This window comes from Bacillus pretiosus, from assembly GCF_051294775.1.
Classification (GTDB): domain Bacteria; phylum Bacillota; class Bacilli; order Bacillales; family Bacillaceae_G; genus Bacillus_A; species Bacillus_A wiedmannii.
Window position 1 is genome coordinate 150,688 of record NZ_JBPPHF010000004.1, and the last position, 17,294, is coordinate 167,981.

A 17,294-nucleotide genomic window follows, 5' to 3' on the forward strand; every position below is an offset into this window, starting at 1 on the left:
TCTTACATTGTTAGAGAAATATAAGGATTACAGAATATTCGACTAACACGTTACTACGGTCATTTTTGAGACTGTTTAAACAATAAGAAAGAAGGTGTTTTCCTCCTTAGTTACAATATCTTTTTAGTAAAGATAAGCTTAAGTAACCTCCGCTAAAGATTATATACTTAAATGATAAAGAGTTCAACAATAGTTCACATATTTTCCCAAAAATAAAAACGGCTGTTTTATGTGGAATAAATCTACAAAACAGCCGTTTTTGGTATTAGATTTCTGTTAAAATTATTGGTTCGCCGCGTGTTACGACAACAGTATGTTCACATTGTGCAACAAGGCTTTTATCAGGTGTAACAAATGTCCAACCATCATCGCCACGTTCGATAATGTGATCAGCCTTCATAGAAATGAATGGTTCTACAGCGATAACAAGACCGTCTTTTAGAAGCGCATTATCCATTGGGTCAAAGTAGCTTAAAATGTGGTTTGGTGCTTCGTGTAAGCTAAGACCAATACCGTGACCAGTTAAGTTTTGAATTACATTATATCCATTTTTATGTGCAAAGTTTGAAACAGCACGACCAATTTGGTTTTGTTTGGAACCAGCTTTCACCTTTTTCATTGCTGCCCAAAATGCATCAACCGCTGCTTGGCAAAGCTTTTCTTTTGCTTCATCTTCTCCAAGTACAAATGAAATACCTGTATCTGCATAATAGCCATCAAGTGCAGCAGATACGTCGACATTTACTAAGTCGCCTTCTTTTAATACGCGATCTCCTGGAATACCGTGAGCAACTTCTTCGTTTACACTGATGCAAGTTACACCTGGGAAATCATATTCTTTTTCAGGTGCAGAAATAGCACCATGCTCATCTAATACTTTTTTACCGATCAAATCAAGCTCTTTCGTTGTCATACCTGGCTTCGCTTCTTTTTTCATTTCTTCACGTGCAAGTGCAACGATGCGGCCGATTTTTCGTAAGCCTTCTAAATCTTGTTCATTACGAATAATCATGAAAACCACTGTCCTTCCTCGAATGTATATCTTACCCGATTGTATCATGTTTATTTTCGTCCTGCTACTCGCTTGCGGTATGTAGGTTGATTCCTCTCATAAGGAATACATGACAATTGTCATATTGATGTCATGACGCATCATACTGTTTCCTAAGTTTTCCAACACGTACAATGTAAATATAAGAAACAGCGGGGGTGGAGAGATGGAAAAGATTATAGAAGTAAATGGTGTTTCTAAAACATTTAAATATAAAAAGGCAGTAAATAACGTCTCATTTTATGTGAATAAAGGAGAAATTGTAGCATTACTTGGACCGAATGGTGCAGGGAAAACGACGACGATGTCGATGATGCTTGGATTAAAGGATCCGACGGAAGGAACTGTTTCTATATTTGGAAGGAGTCCCAAGCATAGAGATGTTCGTAATAGCCTCGGTGCGATGCTACAAGAAGTAAGTGTCATTGATAGCATTACAGTAGAAGAGGCAATTGAGTTATTCCATAGTTATTATACGAATCCGGTAGCGAAAGAAACGTTACTACAGTTATCAAATTTAGAATCGGAGCGAAAGCAAAGATGTGAGAAATTATCAGGTGGGCAAAAAAGAAGGTTAAACTTTGCACTCGCACTTGCAGGAAATCCTGATTTGTTATTTTTAGATGAGCCGACAGTTGGAATGGATATTACGTCTCGAAGAACGTTTTGGGAAACAATTCGAAAGTTAGCAAGTGAAGGGAAAACAATTATTTTAACAACGCACTATTTAGAAGAAGCGGATGCATTGGCGAATCGCATTTTATTATTTGCGAATGGAAAGATTATCGCAGATGGTACACCAGATGAGATGAAGGCGACGATTTCGCGAAAAACAATCAAGTTTTATTCGAAGGAAAGTATTCCTGCAAAATTACTAAAAGAATTACCAAACGTAACCGAAGTACAGTCAAACGAAGGGCACTTCACTTTAACAACTGGAGATACAGATGCAACTTTAAAAGCGATTTATCAAAAGAACTTACCTGTAACAGATGTTTCAGTTGAACGTGGAAGTCTTGATGAAGCATTTGAACAGTTTATCGCAAATCAGAAGGGGGAAATCGCATGAGAGCTTTATGGATGCAATGCAAAATAGAAATTTTACGTACGTTTCGCAATAAATTATTTATCTTTTTCTCATTATTAATGCCAGTTATGTTTTACTACATTTTCACAAATGTTGTTCAAGTGCCACAAAACGGAGATGCTTGGAAAGCGCATTATTTAATCTCAATGGCGACGTTTAGTATTGTAGGGACGGCACTTTTTAATTTCGGTGTAAGGATTTCTCAGGAAAAGGGGCAAGGATGGACACATTTGTTAAAAATTACACCACTTCCAGAGGGGGCATATATAACAGCCAAAATCATCGCTCAAACTGTAGTGAATGCTTTTTCAATCTTAGTTATCTTTATCGCAGGAATATTAATTAATCATGTTGAGTTAACAGTAGGGCAATGGATTGGCGCTGGATTATGGTTGTTGTTAGGTGTAACACCATTTTTAGCGTTAGGAACAGTAATAGGTTCTATTAAGAAGGCCGATGCAGCGGCGGGTTTAGCTAATATTTTAAATATGAGTCTAGCCGTAATTGGCGGGTTATGGATGCCGATCGAAGTATTCCCGAAAATATTAAGATCTATCGGTGAATGGACACCAACATATCATTTCGGAAGCGGTGCATGGGATATTGTAGCTGGAAAATCAGTTGGTTGGGAAAATATCGCGGTATTAGGAGGTTATTTCCTTATATTTGTTGTAGTATCAATATATATAAGAAAAAGACAGGAAGCGGTATAAATGATAGAGAAGAAAAGGATTGAGATTTTTCCGAAACAGATGGGTTTCTTCCCGTATATGTGGTTCGTGTATCTGTTATTTCCAATTTACCATTTAGTGCAGGCGTCAGGGTGGAAGCTTGTAATTGGAAGCGGTATGTTGATAGTTTTTATTATCACATACCGTCAGCTTTATTTTGTGCAGAGGACGTTCGTTTTTTGGGCATGTATTCAAATGGTACTTATCTTTTTATTTGCTTTATTTTACAATCCTTTCATGATATTCTTTGGCTTTTTCACCGCAAGTGCGATGGGATTTGCACCAAATAAGAAAGTGTTTCGAGTGCTATTGTGTTTGTTAGTTATAATGCTTGGGGCATTTTTATTTGTAAATATGAATCAACTAACAACTACAAGTTTAGTAAATATCGTTCCAATGTTTATTTTAATGCTTCTTACACCATTCGGAATGCGAAATTTTAATCAAAAAAAGATGTTAAGGAATCAGTTAGACGAAGCAAACGAACAAATTAAAGACTTAGTCAAACGTGAAGAGCGGCAAAGGATTGCAAGAGATCTTCATGATACGTTAGGACATACGTTATCACTCATTACTTTAAAAAGTCAGCTCGTGGAGAAGTTAATTGTTAAAAATCCGGAGCGTGCAAGTGCGGAAGCGAAGGAAATTACACAAACATCTCGTACCGCTTTAAAGCAGCTAAGGGAATTAATCTCTGACATGCGTATGATTACAGTGGAAGAAGAGCTTGAGCAAATAAAAGCAATCTTACAAGCTTCTACTATTGAATTAGAAATAAAACAAGAAACGAGTGCAAGTTCGTTATCACCCATTGAACAAAATATTTTAGGAATGTGTTTACGTGAGGCTGTGACGAATGTTGTAAAGCATAGTAAGGCGACGCGTTGCACAGTTTCTGTACTAGAATCACAAGGTGAATTAATTTTGACAGTAGAAGATAATGGAGTTGGTTTAGCAGATCAAAACCATGATGGAAATGGCATTCGTGGTATGAAAGAGCGCATCGCTCTTATTGACGGGTTTGTTGAACTGGGTACGATCAATCCAGGGACACTATTAATAGTAAAAGTACCAGTTGTCATTAGAACAGGAAAAGATGAGGTGAGGGCATGATTCGAATTATTATTGCAGAAGATCAGCGGATGCTTCGTGGTGCATTAGGGGCCCTACTTGATCTAGAAGATGATATTGAAGTAATTGGGCAAGCTGCCAATGGGGAAGAGGCGTTAAAACTAATTGAATCGCTAAAACCTGATGTAAGCATTATGGATATTGAAATGCCAATTCAAAGCGGATTAGATGTTGCGGAAACGTTACAGAAAGAAAAATCAGCATGCAAAGTAATGATTTTAACAACATTTGCGCGCCCTGGATATTTTGAACGAGCAATGAAAGCTGGCGTGCACGGATATTTATTAAAAGATAGCCCAAGTGAAGATTTAGCTGCAGCGATTCGTAATGTAATGAAAGGAAAGCGAGAGATTTCTCAAGATTTAATGTTCGGCTTATGGCAGGAGCAAAATCCGTTATCAGATCGTGAAAAAGAAGTATTGCTACTTGCGAAAGAAGGAAAGACGGCAAATGAAATTGCGAAGGCGCTCTATCTTTCGCCTGGTACAGTACGTAATTATATTTCTGAAGTATTAACGAAGCTTGATGCGAAAAATAGAATTGAGGCAATTACAATTGCGGAAGAAAAGGGATGGATATGAAAAGAAGTTTACCTATGAGTGGTAAACTTCTTTTTTCTTATAAACAAGTATTTCAATAGAGAGTTTCGTCGCAGTCGCATCGCTCAGAATTTGAAGTATATCGCGTAATTTAGATTTTACTTCATTTTTCGACAAAAAATTTGTTATAGTAAGATTAGGTTGTTGGTCTAAATTTTGGACAACTTTACCACTAACAGTTGTAATTACTCCATTTTTATCTACTTTTACAATAAGATCTTGAGCATATACTTTGTAATTTTTGTAAGTTTGTGCAAGGTGAACTTCGGTTTGATTTTCTTTTGTTTCTTTATTTGTAGGTTGGGAATCTACATTTTTTTCAGTAGTGACTTATTCTTGTTGAGCTTTAGCCCCGTTTACCTCACCCTTTAAATATTTTTTCGCAATATTCTCTTTCGTATCATTTTGAGGTTGTGTTAATTTCACAATTGTTAAACCAGGCTGAGCAATTTCAACTTTTACTTCACTTTTATCTAATTCTTGGGCGTGAATAGCTTCTGTTGATAAAGGACAAAGGAGACCGAACGTAATGAATGCACTGGCAAGTTTTCTATAATTCATCTATAAAACTCCTAATCTATTATTGTATGTGAGATGAATTGTATGAAGAATTTGCCGAATTTTATATATTATGCATTATTTCATATCAAAAATTGTCGAATGCACATTATTGTAGTGGTATGACAACTTAAAAAAATTAGATTGTTATAATGGGATGGTGAGTAAGTATGCACGCAGAAAAATTAGGAAGCGAAATAAAGAAAATTAGGGTAATGAGAGGGTTAACACAGAAACAACTCTCTGATAATGTTTGTCATCAATCGGAAGTGAGCCGAATTGAATCGGGCGCGGTATACCCAAGTATGGATATCTTGCAAGGTATCGCAGCAAAATTACAAGTTCCCATTATTCATTTTTATGAGGTACTCATTTATTCTGATATTGAGAGGAATAAGCAGTTAAAAGATCAAATTATTATGCTTTGTAAGCAAAAGAAATATAAAGAAATTTATAATAAAGTATGCAATGAGTTGAAAAAGGAAGAATATCATCCTGAGCTTCAGCAATTTCTCCAATGGCAATATTATGTAGCTGCTTACATATTGAAAAAAATCGATTACGAATATTGTATTTTAGAATTAAAGAAATTGCTCAATCAACAATTGACAGGAATAGATGTATATCAGAATCTTTATATTGAAAACGCAATTGCAAACATTTATGCTGAAAATGGCTATTTGAAGAAGGGTATTGATTTATTTGAAAATATATTAAAACAATTAGAGGCATTGCATGATAATAAAGAATTTGATGTGAAGGTGAGACATAATCATGCAAAAGCATTATACTCAGATAATCAATACGAAGAAGCGCTTTGTCACGCAAATAAAGCTATTGAACTATCGTGTCAAATTAATAGTATGACATTAATTGGACAGTTATACTTTCGAAAAGGTGAATGCCTAGCAAAGCTAGGGTGTGATAGAGCAGAAATTGAAGATGCTTATGAAAAAGCGTGCTTCTTTTTTGATATATTAGGAAACCATGCATTAAAAGAATCAATTATAAAAAAAATGAAGAAATAAAAAATACCTAAAAAACAAATATGCATAATTGCATAAGGTATGGATAAATTTTCATGATATATTTAAATAAAAAATGCGGGTGATGGAATATGAAGAAACTGCTTATTGGTAGTCTATTAACGTTAGCAATGGCATGGGGTATTTCACTAGGAGATACAGCTTTAGAAAAAAGTCAAATAATTTCTCATAATAATCAAGAGATACAATTAGCTGGAGAGATACCTTATGAATATTAAAAAAACAACCGTCTTACTTAGACGGTTGTTTTTTTGTGGAGTAACATCCAAACGTCTTTACTAGAAACAGGCTTGCTAATAAGGAATCCTTGAATGTGGTCACAGTTTTGTTCATATAAAAACTTCCATTGTTCTTCCGTCTCTACACCTTCTGCAATAACTTCTAAATTTAGTTCTTTAGATAGTGTAATGATGGAGGAGATAATCGCTGCCTCTAAAGGACTATTTGTAATTCCGCAAATAAACTCTCGAGCAATTTTTAATGTGTTGATTGGGTATTTTGTTAAATAAGCTAAAGAACTATAACCAGTTCCAAAGTCATCGATTGAAATTTGAATACCGAGATTTTGAAGCTGTTCTAGTTTGGAAATGACAGATTGATTTTGATTAATTGCGATACTTTCTGTGATTTCGATATCTAGTGCTTCTGATTTTAGTTCGGTTTCTTCTAACACTTTTGAAATAGTAGGGATTAAATCTGCATGGTTAAATTGAACAACAGATAAATTCACACCAACTTTTAAGTGAGAAAACCCTTGATTATGCCATCTTTTTGCCTCTAAGCAAGCCGTACGTAAAATCCAATTTCCAAGTTCAATAATAAATCCGGTTTCCTCCGCTAGAGGAATGAATTGGGCAGGAGACACGATGCCAAGTTTTGGGTGCTTCCAACGAATTAATGCTTCAAAACCGATAATTTGTTTTGTTTTCGTGCTTACTTGTGGCTGATATTCAAGGAAAAATTCATTTTGTTGTAATGCTTTTGCAAGTTCGCCTTCTAAGAATTGAATTTCATTTTGGGCGATACTCATTTCTTTTGAGAAGAAAACAAATCTGTTTTTCCCATTTGCTTTCGCGCGATACATAGCCATATCGGCATTTTTCATTAATTCAGTAACATCGGTTCCGTAATCAGGATACATGGCAATACCGATACTCGGTGTAATAGATAGTTCTTCGTCTTTAATGAAGAATGGTTTGTTTAAAATGGTTAAAATTTGTTCAGCTATAAAAGCAGCACTTTTTTCTGAGTACATATCTGGTAATAGAATTGTAAACTCATCTCCGCCTTGGCGAGCAACGATATCCTTCGAACGCAAGCAACTGCGTAACCTTTTTGCTACTTCAACTAATAATAAGTCTCCGACGTCGTGACCAAGTCTATCGTTAATTTTTTTGAATCGATCTAAGTCAAGGAACATGACGGCAACATCATTTGCGCTAGTTTGAGCTATATTTAAAATGTTTTTTAAATCTTTTTCAAACTTTCGGCGATTTGGTAATCCAGTAAGTGCATCATGAAAGGCTAAATGTTCTACTTGTTTTTGTTTTTCATATAAAGTTGTAATATCACGTGCTATGCCGAACATCCCAACAACTTCTTTGTTTATGAAAGTAGGGATGAGTGTAACGTGAAGGTAATAGTAGTAGCCTTCTTTTTCTTTTGTGCGAACTTCTAAAGTTTGTGGTCTACCTTCTTTTGTTATTTGTAAAGCTTTCTTTAGTAGATCATGGTCTTTTGAGTCAATAAAGTGTAGAAGAGAATAGCTTTCTACTTCACAATAGTAGGCAGTAAATAAGCTTTCACAAGCTGTATTAGATTGTTGGAAAATACCATCCATATTCAAAGAGAAAACGGCATCAGGATGATCTTCGAATAATGATTTATAGCGTTGTTCACTCTTTGATAACGCAGATGCACCCTCTTCTACTTTGCCTTCTAGTTGTGTAGTCAACTGTTCATATGTATCGATTAGTGCTTGATTATCTTTCCACATGTAAAGTTGTCGTAGGAATAATAAGATGAGTGATAATACTAGACCGATTAGCATGAACTTATCATCCCAAGGTTGAATAAGAATAAAGGAAAAAGTAATGATTATACTGAAATAGGGTAATATAAAGCGCACATAATCAAATCGATAATACTTTGTTTTCGTTTCATGCTGCATTGGTTTGTCCAAAATGTATAGTATGGAAGATAAACCAATTAATAAAATTGAAGCAGTATGTACTAAATAAGAGACTTCAGAAGAAGTTTTCATCCCCATGTTTAGTTGGAACAGATGTATATACCCGTACACAAGTATGATAGTAAAACCGATAATTAATGAAATTCTGCTAGCAGAATATTGTTCTCGTCTATATAGGCTAATAACGGCGTAAATTACTAATGCTTGTGCAATAAAGTATCCAATTAAAACCCAGTGATCTGTTTTTAACATACGAAAGCTTGAGAGGTCCAAAATAAAAGTTAAGGTAAAATAAATATTCATAATAACAATAAAGATGCTATCGAATGAAAATTGAGCAAGGCCTCTAATAGAGTAATGTTTTATGAATTTGATAGCAAACCCAGAAAAGAGCAAAATATATTGTATGATGAAAAAGGGCAATGCCTTATATGAGAATATGACTTGATCATATATAGAAAGTGAATGAAGGAATAAAGTTATTTCCATAGTTAGTCCGCATATGCAAGTGCAGAGTAATAAAACCCAAAATAATTTATCACTACGCTTCATTTTCTTAATAGCTTTATATAAGCAATAGCAAGAAAAGAGTGCAGCAAAACAAAATAAGAAGAGAATTCCAATTTCTTTTATATTCAAGTCCTTAGGGATAAGAAATATCCAAAGGGAAAATATAATTATATACATAGTGACAAAGTGTACATATTTTTTTTGATTAATCATATTATGGCTCCGTTTCAATAAAGTTGAATCGCAGGTGGAAAATGCTAATTCCAATCATAGCATATACAATAGGTTGTTTTTTACTATAAAAATTACTTTTTTTGAAAAAAATAGCTCAACATTACAATTTACCATTGTAATGTTGAGCTATTTACTCTTTTTATCCCTCTTATAGAGGATAATTCATGTATTAATTGCAGCATTGCTAAATCTTTCTGTTTACTTTCAATCATAATATCGAAATTATGGTTGATTTTTTTTGCAATGTGTAAGAAAGGCTTAATAAACTCTAAATCAATATATTCAGAGTGAGCCCTAAATTCTTTTTTTGATTTAGGGGAGGAAATGTGAACTTTAGGAGGGACATTTGTATGTGACCAAGTTTCAAAAATTGCAGGGAGTAACACTTCTAGCGGTTCCTCGCAAAGGTTTGCCATGTGATGATGATAATCAAATACGAATGGAATCTTTTCTTTTTGGCAAATCGATAAAGTTTCAGCAGTTGTATATGTTTTATCATCATTTTCAAGCGTCATTTGCTCTTTTATATGTGCAGGAAGTTTTTTTATGTTTTCATGGAAACGTCCAACTGCTTGTTCTTTATTTCCATAGGCACCACCTACATGGATGTTAATATAAGAAGAATCTGCAATTCCTATTGCATCTAATACTTTATAATGATAGGCCATATCTGTAATAGCGTTAGTTGTAATATGTGGCTTGTCGCTTGTAAATAGCGTAAATTGATTTGGATGAAAACTTACTCGTAAATTGTGTTCTTTAATTAATGCCCCAATTTTACGCCAAAGCGGTGTAAATGCACCGATATAATCAAACTCGACTTCGGGATGCGTTGCAAGTGGGACGATGGAAGAAGATAAGCGATATAATGGAATTTCATGCGCTATATTGTAATGAAGAATACGTATTGTATGCTCGAGATTTTGCCGTGTAACATCGTATAATTTATCTTCTCGTTCTTGTTTATTAAGCTTTTGAAAGCTTGTAAATGTCATCGTTTTAGCCGGAGAACAGTCCCAGAGTGCCATTGCATGTGAGACATATCCGAAACGCATAATCATAATGAATACATCTCCTTTATCCATTATCTTTCCTATAGAAAGAAAGCAAGTATCGTTCCTACCCATTCTTTTCCCCTATCAATAAGAGAATGCGGGCTAACATCTTTAAAGGAAAGTAATGACGCATTTTCTAGATCTTCATGGAATTTGTTTTTTACTGTTTGTATAAAATGTTTATCATATAAAAGGCAGTTGATTTCATGGTTAATATATAAACTTCTCATATCAAAGTTTGCAGTTCCAATATCACAAATATAATCATCGACTATAATAACTTTAGCGTGAAAAAAACCTTGTTGAAATGCGTAAATATTACACCCAGCTTGTATTAACTTTCGACAATATGGGAATTTTGCTTCGCGAACAAGGGCGTGATCCGCTTTTTCTGGAACGAGAACCGTGATTTGGACCCCACGTTTTCGCGCTTTTAATAATGCATTCATAATTTTCTTCCCAGGAATGAAATATGGTGTACCGATAAAGAGTTCTTTTTCCGCACTTTCGATTAAATGTAAAAATGTATTTTGCAAATAGGCACCATCAGTAGGGATAAAACGATGTAGAATGATTCCTGGTTGTTGCTTAGGAAAATAAAGAGGTGAATCTAATAAATTTTGGTTCGTATCGTCGAGCCAATCATGTGAAAATTGCTTTTGTAAATCTTGTATTCCCTCTCCTGTAAGGCGTAAATGATAATCGCGCCATAATCCTAATTTTTGATTATGCCCTAAATATTCTTCTCCAATATTAAACCCACCAATATAACCAATTTTCCCGTCAATAACTGTAATTTTTCTATGGTTTCTTTGATTTGCAGAAAAGAACGGAAAAGGAAATTTCACTTTATGACAAAATGAAAAAGAGACGCCGTGTTTTTGTAGGGAACGAATTGCCTCGTTTGATAAATAATGGCTTCCCAATCGATCGAGTAAAAGTCTTACTTCAATTCCTTCCTGTGCCTTATCGATAAGTAACTTTAAAAATTCACGACTGATTTTATCGTTTTTTACAATGAAGAATAAAACGTGCACATGGTGCTTTGCTTGTTGTATATCAGTAAATAAAGCATCATATAAATCTTGCCCGTATGTATAAAGGTGAAAATTACTTTGACGTAAAGGGAAAGTACGAGAGCGCACACGCTCTAAATGAAGAATCCTCCCATATAAAAGGTCAATTGTGATCCAAAGAGTAACGCATATTAACAAGAGAGATAAGAAGAACATAAGTGAATTCCCTCCTTTGCATTCTTTTCGCCTTCATTTTACTGGCTGCCCGGAAAATCCCGATTGGCTTCACCTTATCCCATATTAAGGGGCGGTAAGCCTCCTACTTAAAAATTAGGCTTACTTAAAGGAATCAGGCGAGAGGAAACAACCCCCTACGGATTAAAGTTTCACTTTATAGTTTCACCGAAATAAACAGCTTTATTAAAAAATATGTTGTTGTATAACAAAAAACTGTTGACTGAATGCTCACTCATTATATAATGAAGACAGGGGATAAAATTCAGAAAATTATATGTTTTTGAAGATTCTAAAAAAGAAAGAGAGCTTACAAAGAGAGGGGTAGCATAAAAATGAATAGCTTACTGATCATTAATTGGCTGGCTGCCATTGCTGTTATTGCTTATGCGGGATATTTGTTTGTGTATCTTATACGGACGAGGATGGCCTACATACAGTTAGGAAAAAAGATTGAATTTGACCGTCGTTTTAAAGAGCGTTGGGATCTCCTTAAGGTCAATGTTTTCGGTCAGAAAAAGCTGCTGAAAGATAAGAAGAGCGGCATTATTCACGTTATGTTCTTTTACGGATTTATTCTTGTCCAATTTGGAGCAATTGACTTCGTTTGGAAAGGACTCGCACCAGGATCACATCTTCCACTTGGACCACTATACCCTGCATTTACATTCTTCCAGGAAATTGTCACACTTGTTATTTTAATTGCAGTCTTTTGGGCTTTTCATAGACGTTATGTTGAGAAGCTAGTTCGTTTAAAACGTAATTTCAAATCAGGCCTTGTTCTTATCTTTATTGGTGGCTTAATGATTTCTGTGCTACTCGGTAATGGGATGGGAATTATATGGCACGTTGAGGAGCTTTCATGGAGTGAACCGATCGCTTCTGCAATCGCTTACGTTTTCTCGGGGATAAATGAAACCGCAGCCATTTCTGTGTTCTATTTCTCTTGGTGGGTGCATCTACTAATTTTGTTAACGTTTTTAGTGTATGTTCCACAATCAAAACACGCGCATTTAATTGCGGGACCAGTTAACGTTTTCTTCGGACGTCTTTCAAATCCAGGGAAACTTGAAAAGATTGACTTTGAAGATGAAACGCAAGAAACATTTGGTGTTGGTAAAATCGAAGACTTTAGACAAAATCAGCTTATTGATTTATACGCTTGCGTAGAGTGTGGTCGCTGTACAAATATGTGCCCGGCAACAGGGACAGGGAAAATGTTATCACCGATGGATTTAATTTTAAAACTTCGCGATCATTTAACTGATAAAGGAGCAGCAGTGACATCAAAAGCACCGTGGGTTCCAGTAGTTGCTTTTAATAATACACAAGGAAATCAGTTAGCGATGATGGCAGCTGGGAAAGGGCAACAAGAATCAGCAGCTACAACGCTTGCTTACGATCCGAGTTTAATCGGAGATGTTATTACAGAGGAAGAGATTTGGGCTTGTACAACGTGCCGTAACTGTGAAGATCAGTGTCCGGTTATGAATGAGCATGTTGACAAAATTATTGATTTACGCCGCTATCTCGTTCTAACAGAAGGAAAGATGGACGCGGAAGCGCAGCGTGCGATGACAAATATCGAGCGTCAAGGGAATCCGTGGGGACTGAATCGTAAAGAGCGTGAAACTTGGCGCCAAGGTGATGATGAAGTAACGGTTCCAACTGTAAAAGAAAAATCGAAAGCTGGCGAGGAGTTCGAATATTTATTCTGGGTTGGTTCAATGGGATCATATGATAATCGTAGTCAGAAGATTGCGATATCGTTTGCGAAGTTAATGAACGAAGCAGGCATTTCATTCGCGATACTTGGTAATAAAGAAAAGAATTCTGGAGATACACCGCGACGTCTTGGAAATGAATTTGTCTTCCAAGAGATGGCGACAAAGAATATCGAGGAATTTGAAAAAGCAGGAGTGAAGAAAATCGTTACGATTGATCCTCACGCTTATAACACATTTAAAAATGAGTATCCAGACTTTGGCTTGCAAGCAGAAGTCTATCATCATACAGAATTGTTAGCTCAGTGGGTGAAAGAAGGACGCTTAAAACCTGTTCACGCTATTGAGGAAACAGTTACGTACCATGATTCCTGTTACTTAGGAAGATACAACGAAGTATACGAAGCGCCACGCGATATTTTGAAAGCAATTCCTGGTGTGAATCTTGTAGAAATGGCACGTAACCGTGAAACCGGAATGTGCTGTGGCGCAGGTGGTGGCTTAATGTGGATGGAAGAGACAGCAGGTTCACGTATTAACGTTGCTCGTACAGAACAAGCACTAGCTGTGCAACCATCCATTATCGGTACAGGTTGTCCATATTGCTTAACGATGATTAGCGATGGGACGAAAGCGAAAGAAGTAGAAGAGAAGGTTCAAACTCTTGATGTAACAGAGATTTTAGAACGCTCTGTTATCGGACAGAAGAAAGAAGCGATGTAATCTGCAAGCATGAATACAACTTTAGAGAGAGGTGCAATCGTTGCACCTCTTCTCAACGTAAGAACACCGAGCGAGCGCTCGGTGCTAAAAAAAGAGATGGGGGAAATAGATATGAGTAAAACAGTTATTTTAAGTGCTGCAAGAACACCGGTTGGGAAATTTGGAGGATCTTTAAAAGACGTGAAGGCGACAGAACTTGGGGGAATTGCAATTAAAGCAGCGCTTGAGAGAGCAAATGTTTCTGCTAGTGATGTTGAGGAAGTTATATTTGGAACAGTTATTCAAGGGGGACAGGGGCAAATTCCATCGCGCCAAGCTGCGAGGGCTGCTGGAATCCCTTGGGAAGTACAGACGGAAACAGTGAATAAAGTTTGTGCATCAGGGCTTCGTGCGGTTACGTTAGCGGATCAAATTATTCGTACTGGCGATCAATCACTAATTGTAGCTGGCGGTATGGAGTCGATGAGTAACAGTCCTTACATTTTACGAGGTGCAAGATGGGGATACAGAATGGGGAACAACGAAATCATCGATTTAAACGTTGTTGACGGCTTGACATGCGCATTTTCAGGTATACACATGGGTGTTTATGGCGGAGAAGTTGCGAAGGAAGATGGAATCTCTCGCGAAGCGCAAGATGAATGGGCATATCGTAGCCATCAGCGTGCGGTTTCAGCGCATAAAGAAGGACGTTTTGAAGAGGAAATCGTGCCAGTAACGATTCCGCAAAGAAAAGGCGATCCTATTGTCGTTGAAAAAGATGAGGCGCCACGCGCGGATACAACGATTGAAAAATTAGCGAAATTAAAACCTGTATTTGATAAGACGTCGGCAGTGACAGCGGGTAATGCTCCTGGACTAAATGATGGCGGTGCTGCGCTCGTATTAATGAGCGAAGACAGAGCAAAGCAAGAAGGAAGAAAGCCATTAGCGACAATTTTGGCACACACAGCAATTGCAGTGGAGTCTAAAGATTTCCCAAGAACGCCAGGTTATGCAATTAACGAATTGTTGAAAAAAACAGGCAAGACAATTGAAGATATCGATTTATTCGAGATTAATGAAGCATTTGCAGCGGTAGCAATTGCAAGTACAGAGATTGCAGGAATTGACCCAGATAAATTGAATGTAAATGGCGGCGCAGTGGCAATGGGACATCCAATTGGAGCAAGTGGAGCGCGTATTATCGTTACACTTATCCACGCACTGAAGCAGCGCGGCGGCGGAATTGGAATTGCTTCTATTTGTAGCGGTGGCGGTCAAGGTGACGCAATTATGATTGAAGTTTGTTAATTTACGTGTAGGTGATTTTTGATTTATTAACAATTTATATTAAGGGGGAAGAAAGAATGGGTGTACAAAAAATAGTTGTAATTGGTGCAGGACAAATGGGTTCGGGAATCGCACAAGTATGTGCAATGGCAGGATATGATGTGAAGGTACAAGATTTAAAACAAGAGCAATTAGACAGAGGATTGGCTATTATTACGAAAAACTTAGCGCGTCAAGTAGAAAAAGGGCGCATGAAGGAAGAAGAAAAGGAAGCGACGTTAAATCGCCTTACAGTAACGCTTGATTTAGATTGTGTGAAGGAAGCGAATCTTGTTATTGAAGCGGCTGTTGAGAAAATGGACATTAAAAAGAAAATTTTCGCGAATCTAGATGAAATCGCTCCAGAACACGCAATTTTAGCGACGAATACGTCCTCTCTACCAATTACTGAAATTGCAGCAGTAACGAAACGCCCAGAAAAAGTAATTGGCATGCATTTTATGAATCCAGTTCCAGTTATGAAACTTGTTGAAATTATTCGTGGTTTAGCTACAGATGATGAGGTGTATGAAACAATTGAAGATATTACGAAAAAAATCGGGAAAGTGCCAGTCGAAGTAAATGATTTCCCAGGATTTGTATCGAACCGTATTTTATTACCGATGATTAACGAAGCGATCTATACGTTATATGAAGGTGTAGCGACGAAAGAAGCGATTGATGAAGTAATGAAACTAGGTATGAATCATCCGATGGGACCACTTACATTAGCTGATTTTATCGGTTTAGATACATGTTTATACATTATGGAAGTGTTGCATGAAGGATTAGGAGATAGTAAATATCGCCCATGTCCATTATTACGCAAGTATGTGAACGCAGGATGGTTAGGACGTAAAACAGGCCGTGGTTTCTACGTTTACGAATAAAGTCCTCCTTTTATTAAAATAGTGGTCTTACCAAATTATTAAAAAGATATATAGCAAACGGAGGCGGAGTACATGAACTTTCATTTTACTGAAGAGCAACAAATGATGAGGAAAATGGTTCGAGATTTTGCGCAGAAGGAAATAGCTCCCTTTGTTCCTAGTATGGAACAAGGGGTGTTCCCGAAAGAGATTTTGCAGAAGATGGGTGAGCTTGGACTAATGGGTATTCCAGCGCCTGCAAAATATGGCGGGGCAGAAATGGATTTTATTTCTTACATTTTAGCAATTGAGGAAATTTCAAAGGTAAGTGCAACGGTTGGTGTAATTTTAGCTGTACATACGTCAGTTGGAATGAACCCGATTTTATATTTTGGAACAGAAGAACAGAAACAGAAATATGTTTCTAAACTTGCGACTGGTGAATATTTAGGTGCATTTGCATTAACAGAACCAAATGCAGGATCAGATGCAGGGAGTTTGAAATCAAGAGCTGTAAAGAAAGGCGATCACTACATTATTAATGGATCGAAAGTATTTATTACAAATGGCGGTGAAGCAAGTACATACATTGTATTCGCTTCTACAAATCCAGAGGCAGGAAAAAGTGGGATTTCTGCATTTATAGTAGAGAAAGATACACCAGGCTTAGTTATCGGCAAAGATGAGCATAAAATGGGACTTCTTGGTTCTCACACGGTACAACTTACGTTTGAAGATATGAAAGTGCCGGCCGAGAATTTACTTGGTGAAGAAGGACAAGGATTTAAGGTGGCAATGGCGAATTTAGATGTTGGACGAATTGGAATCGGAGCGCAGGCATTAGGAATCGCGGAAGCGGCGCTTGCATGTGCGATTGATTATGCGAAAGAGCGTGAGCAATTCGGCAAGCCAATTGCGGCGCAGCAAGGAATCGGATTCAAACTTGCAGATATGGCGACTAGTGTAGAAGCAGCGCGATTACTTGTATACAGAGCGGCATCGCTAAGAGCGCAAGGATTACCATGCGGTAAAGAAGCTTCTATTGCGAAATTATTCGCTTCTAAGACGGCTGTTGAAGTTGCGATTGAAGCGGTGCAAGTATTTGGTGGTTACGGTTATACGAAAGACTATCCAGTAGAACGATTTTTCCGTGATGCGAAAATCACGCAAATATATGAAGGAACGAGTGAGATACAGAAACTTGTTATTAGTCGAGCTTTATAA

Annotated in this window: 14 protein-coding genes and 1 pseudogene; 10 read left to right on the forward strand and 5 right to left on the reverse strand. The window is 36.8% G+C overall.

Annotation, left to right across the window (positions count from 1 at the left end):
* Positions 1 to 265: 265 nt before the first annotated feature.
* Positions 266 to 1,060 carry a type I methionyl aminopeptidase gene (map, locus tag ACSG5Z_RS20985; RefSeq protein ID WP_002096176.1) on the reverse strand — a complete coding sequence of 265 codons (795 nt, stop codon included), beginning with the start codon at positions 1,058 to 1,060 and terminating at the stop codon, positions 266 to 268.
* 157 nt (positions 1,061 to 1,217) lie between these two features.
* Here map and ACSG5Z_RS20990 point away from each other — a divergent pair, with 157 nt between their 5' ends.
* The 4 genes from ACSG5Z_RS20990 to ACSG5Z_RS21005 are packed head-to-tail and all read left to right on the forward strand — an operon-like array spanning position 1,218 to position 4,581.
* Complete coding sequence (locus ACSG5Z_RS20990) at positions 1,218 to 2,120, forward strand: ABC transporter ATP-binding protein (RefSeq protein WP_435712052.1); 903 nt, start codon at positions 1,218 to 1,220, stop codon at positions 2,118 to 2,120.
* Complete coding sequence (locus tag ACSG5Z_RS20995; protein ID WP_435712053.1) at positions 2,117 to 2,851, forward strand: ABC transporter permease; 735 nt, start codon at positions 2,117 to 2,119, stop codon at positions 2,849 to 2,851. Before ACSG5Z_RS20990 ends, ACSG5Z_RS20995 begins: the two co-directional genes overlap by 4 nt.
* The gene (locus tag ACSG5Z_RS21000) at positions 2,852 to 3,982 is read left to right on the forward strand and encodes a sensor histidine kinase (protein ID WP_435712054.1); all 1,131 of its coding nucleotides are present in this window, start codon (positions 2,852 to 2,854) and stop codon (positions 3,980 to 3,982) included.
* On the forward strand, positions 3,979 to 4,581 hold the full coding sequence (locus tag ACSG5Z_RS21005; protein WP_000619263.1) for a response regulator transcription factor: 603 nt from the start codon (positions 3,979 to 3,981) through the stop codon (positions 4,579 to 4,581). The genes ACSG5Z_RS21000 and ACSG5Z_RS21005 overlap by 4 nt, the downstream gene beginning before the upstream one ends.
* A 15-nt stretch (positions 4,582 to 4,596) precedes the next feature.
* Here ACSG5Z_RS21005 and ACSG5Z_RS21010 read toward each other — a convergent pair.
* A pseudogene (locus tag ACSG5Z_RS21010) lies at positions 4,597 to 5,160 on the reverse strand (M4 family metallopeptidase); the annotation flags it as partial.
* 167 nt (positions 5,161 to 5,327) lie between these two features.
* Here ACSG5Z_RS21010 and ACSG5Z_RS21015 point away from each other — a divergent pair.
* On the forward strand, positions 5,328 to 6,185 hold the full coding sequence (locus ACSG5Z_RS21015) for a helix-turn-helix domain-containing protein (protein WP_060487964.1): 858 nt from the start codon (positions 5,328 to 5,330) through the stop codon (positions 6,183 to 6,185).
* Between the two features lie 89 nt (positions 6,186 to 6,274).
* Positions 6,275 to 6,421, forward strand: a complete 147-nt coding sequence (locus ACSG5Z_RS21020; RefSeq protein WP_060487965.1) for a quorum-sensing peptide PapR — start codon at positions 6,275 to 6,277, stop codon at positions 6,419 to 6,421.
* A 17-nt stretch (positions 6,422 to 6,438) separates the two neighbouring features.
* Here ACSG5Z_RS21020 and ACSG5Z_RS21025 read toward each other — a convergent pair whose 3' ends face one another.
* From ACSG5Z_RS21025 to cls, 3 genes are all read right to left on the reverse strand, one after another.
* Positions 6,439 to 9,117 (reverse strand): DUF4084 domain-containing protein, encoded by a 2,679-nt coding sequence (locus ACSG5Z_RS21025; RefSeq protein WP_435712055.1) that lies wholly within the window; start codon positions 9,115 to 9,117, stop codon positions 6,439 to 6,441.
* 128 nt (positions 9,118 to 9,245) lie between these two features.
* Positions 9,246 to 10,199: a UV DNA damage repair endonuclease UvsE gene (gene uvsE, locus ACSG5Z_RS21030; protein ID WP_141499253.1), complete on the reverse strand. Its 954-nt coding sequence runs from the start codon at positions 10,197 to 10,199 to the stop codon at positions 9,246 to 9,248.
* 32 nt (positions 10,200 to 10,231) lie between these two features.
* Positions 10,232 to 11,425 carry a cardiolipin synthase gene (gene cls, locus ACSG5Z_RS21035; RefSeq protein WP_435712056.1) on the reverse strand — a complete coding sequence of 398 codons (1,194 nt, stop codon included), beginning with the start codon at positions 11,423 to 11,425 and terminating at the stop codon, positions 10,232 to 10,234.
* Positions 11,426 to 11,778: 353 nt separating this feature from the next.
* Here cls and ACSG5Z_RS21040 point away from each other — a divergent pair, with 353 nt between their 5' ends.
* The 4 genes from ACSG5Z_RS21040 to ACSG5Z_RS21055 all read left to right on the forward strand — a co-directional run bounded on the left by ACSG5Z_RS21040 (position 11,779) and on the right by ACSG5Z_RS21055 (position 17,294).
* On the forward strand, positions 11,779 to 13,890 hold the full coding sequence (locus ACSG5Z_RS21040) for a (Fe-S)-binding protein (RefSeq protein ID WP_435712057.1): 2,112 nt from the start codon (positions 11,779 to 11,781) through the stop codon (positions 13,888 to 13,890).
* Positions 13,891 to 13,899: 9 nt separating this feature from the next.
* Positions 13,900 to 15,183, forward strand: a complete 1,284-nt coding sequence (locus ACSG5Z_RS21045; protein ID WP_435712058.1) for an acetyl-CoA C-acetyltransferase — start codon at positions 13,900 to 13,902, stop codon at positions 15,181 to 15,183.
* Positions 15,184 to 15,239: 56 nt separating this feature from the next.
* Positions 15,240 to 16,091, forward strand: a complete 852-nt coding sequence (locus ACSG5Z_RS21050) for a 3-hydroxybutyryl-CoA dehydrogenase (protein ID WP_435712059.1) — start codon at positions 15,240 to 15,242, stop codon at positions 16,089 to 16,091.
* A gap of 72 nt (positions 16,092 to 16,163) precedes the next feature.
* Positions 16,164 to 17,294, forward strand: coding sequence for an acyl-CoA dehydrogenase (locus ACSG5Z_RS21055; RefSeq protein WP_435712060.1), 1,131 nt, complete (start codon positions 16,164 to 16,166; stop codon positions 17,292 to 17,294).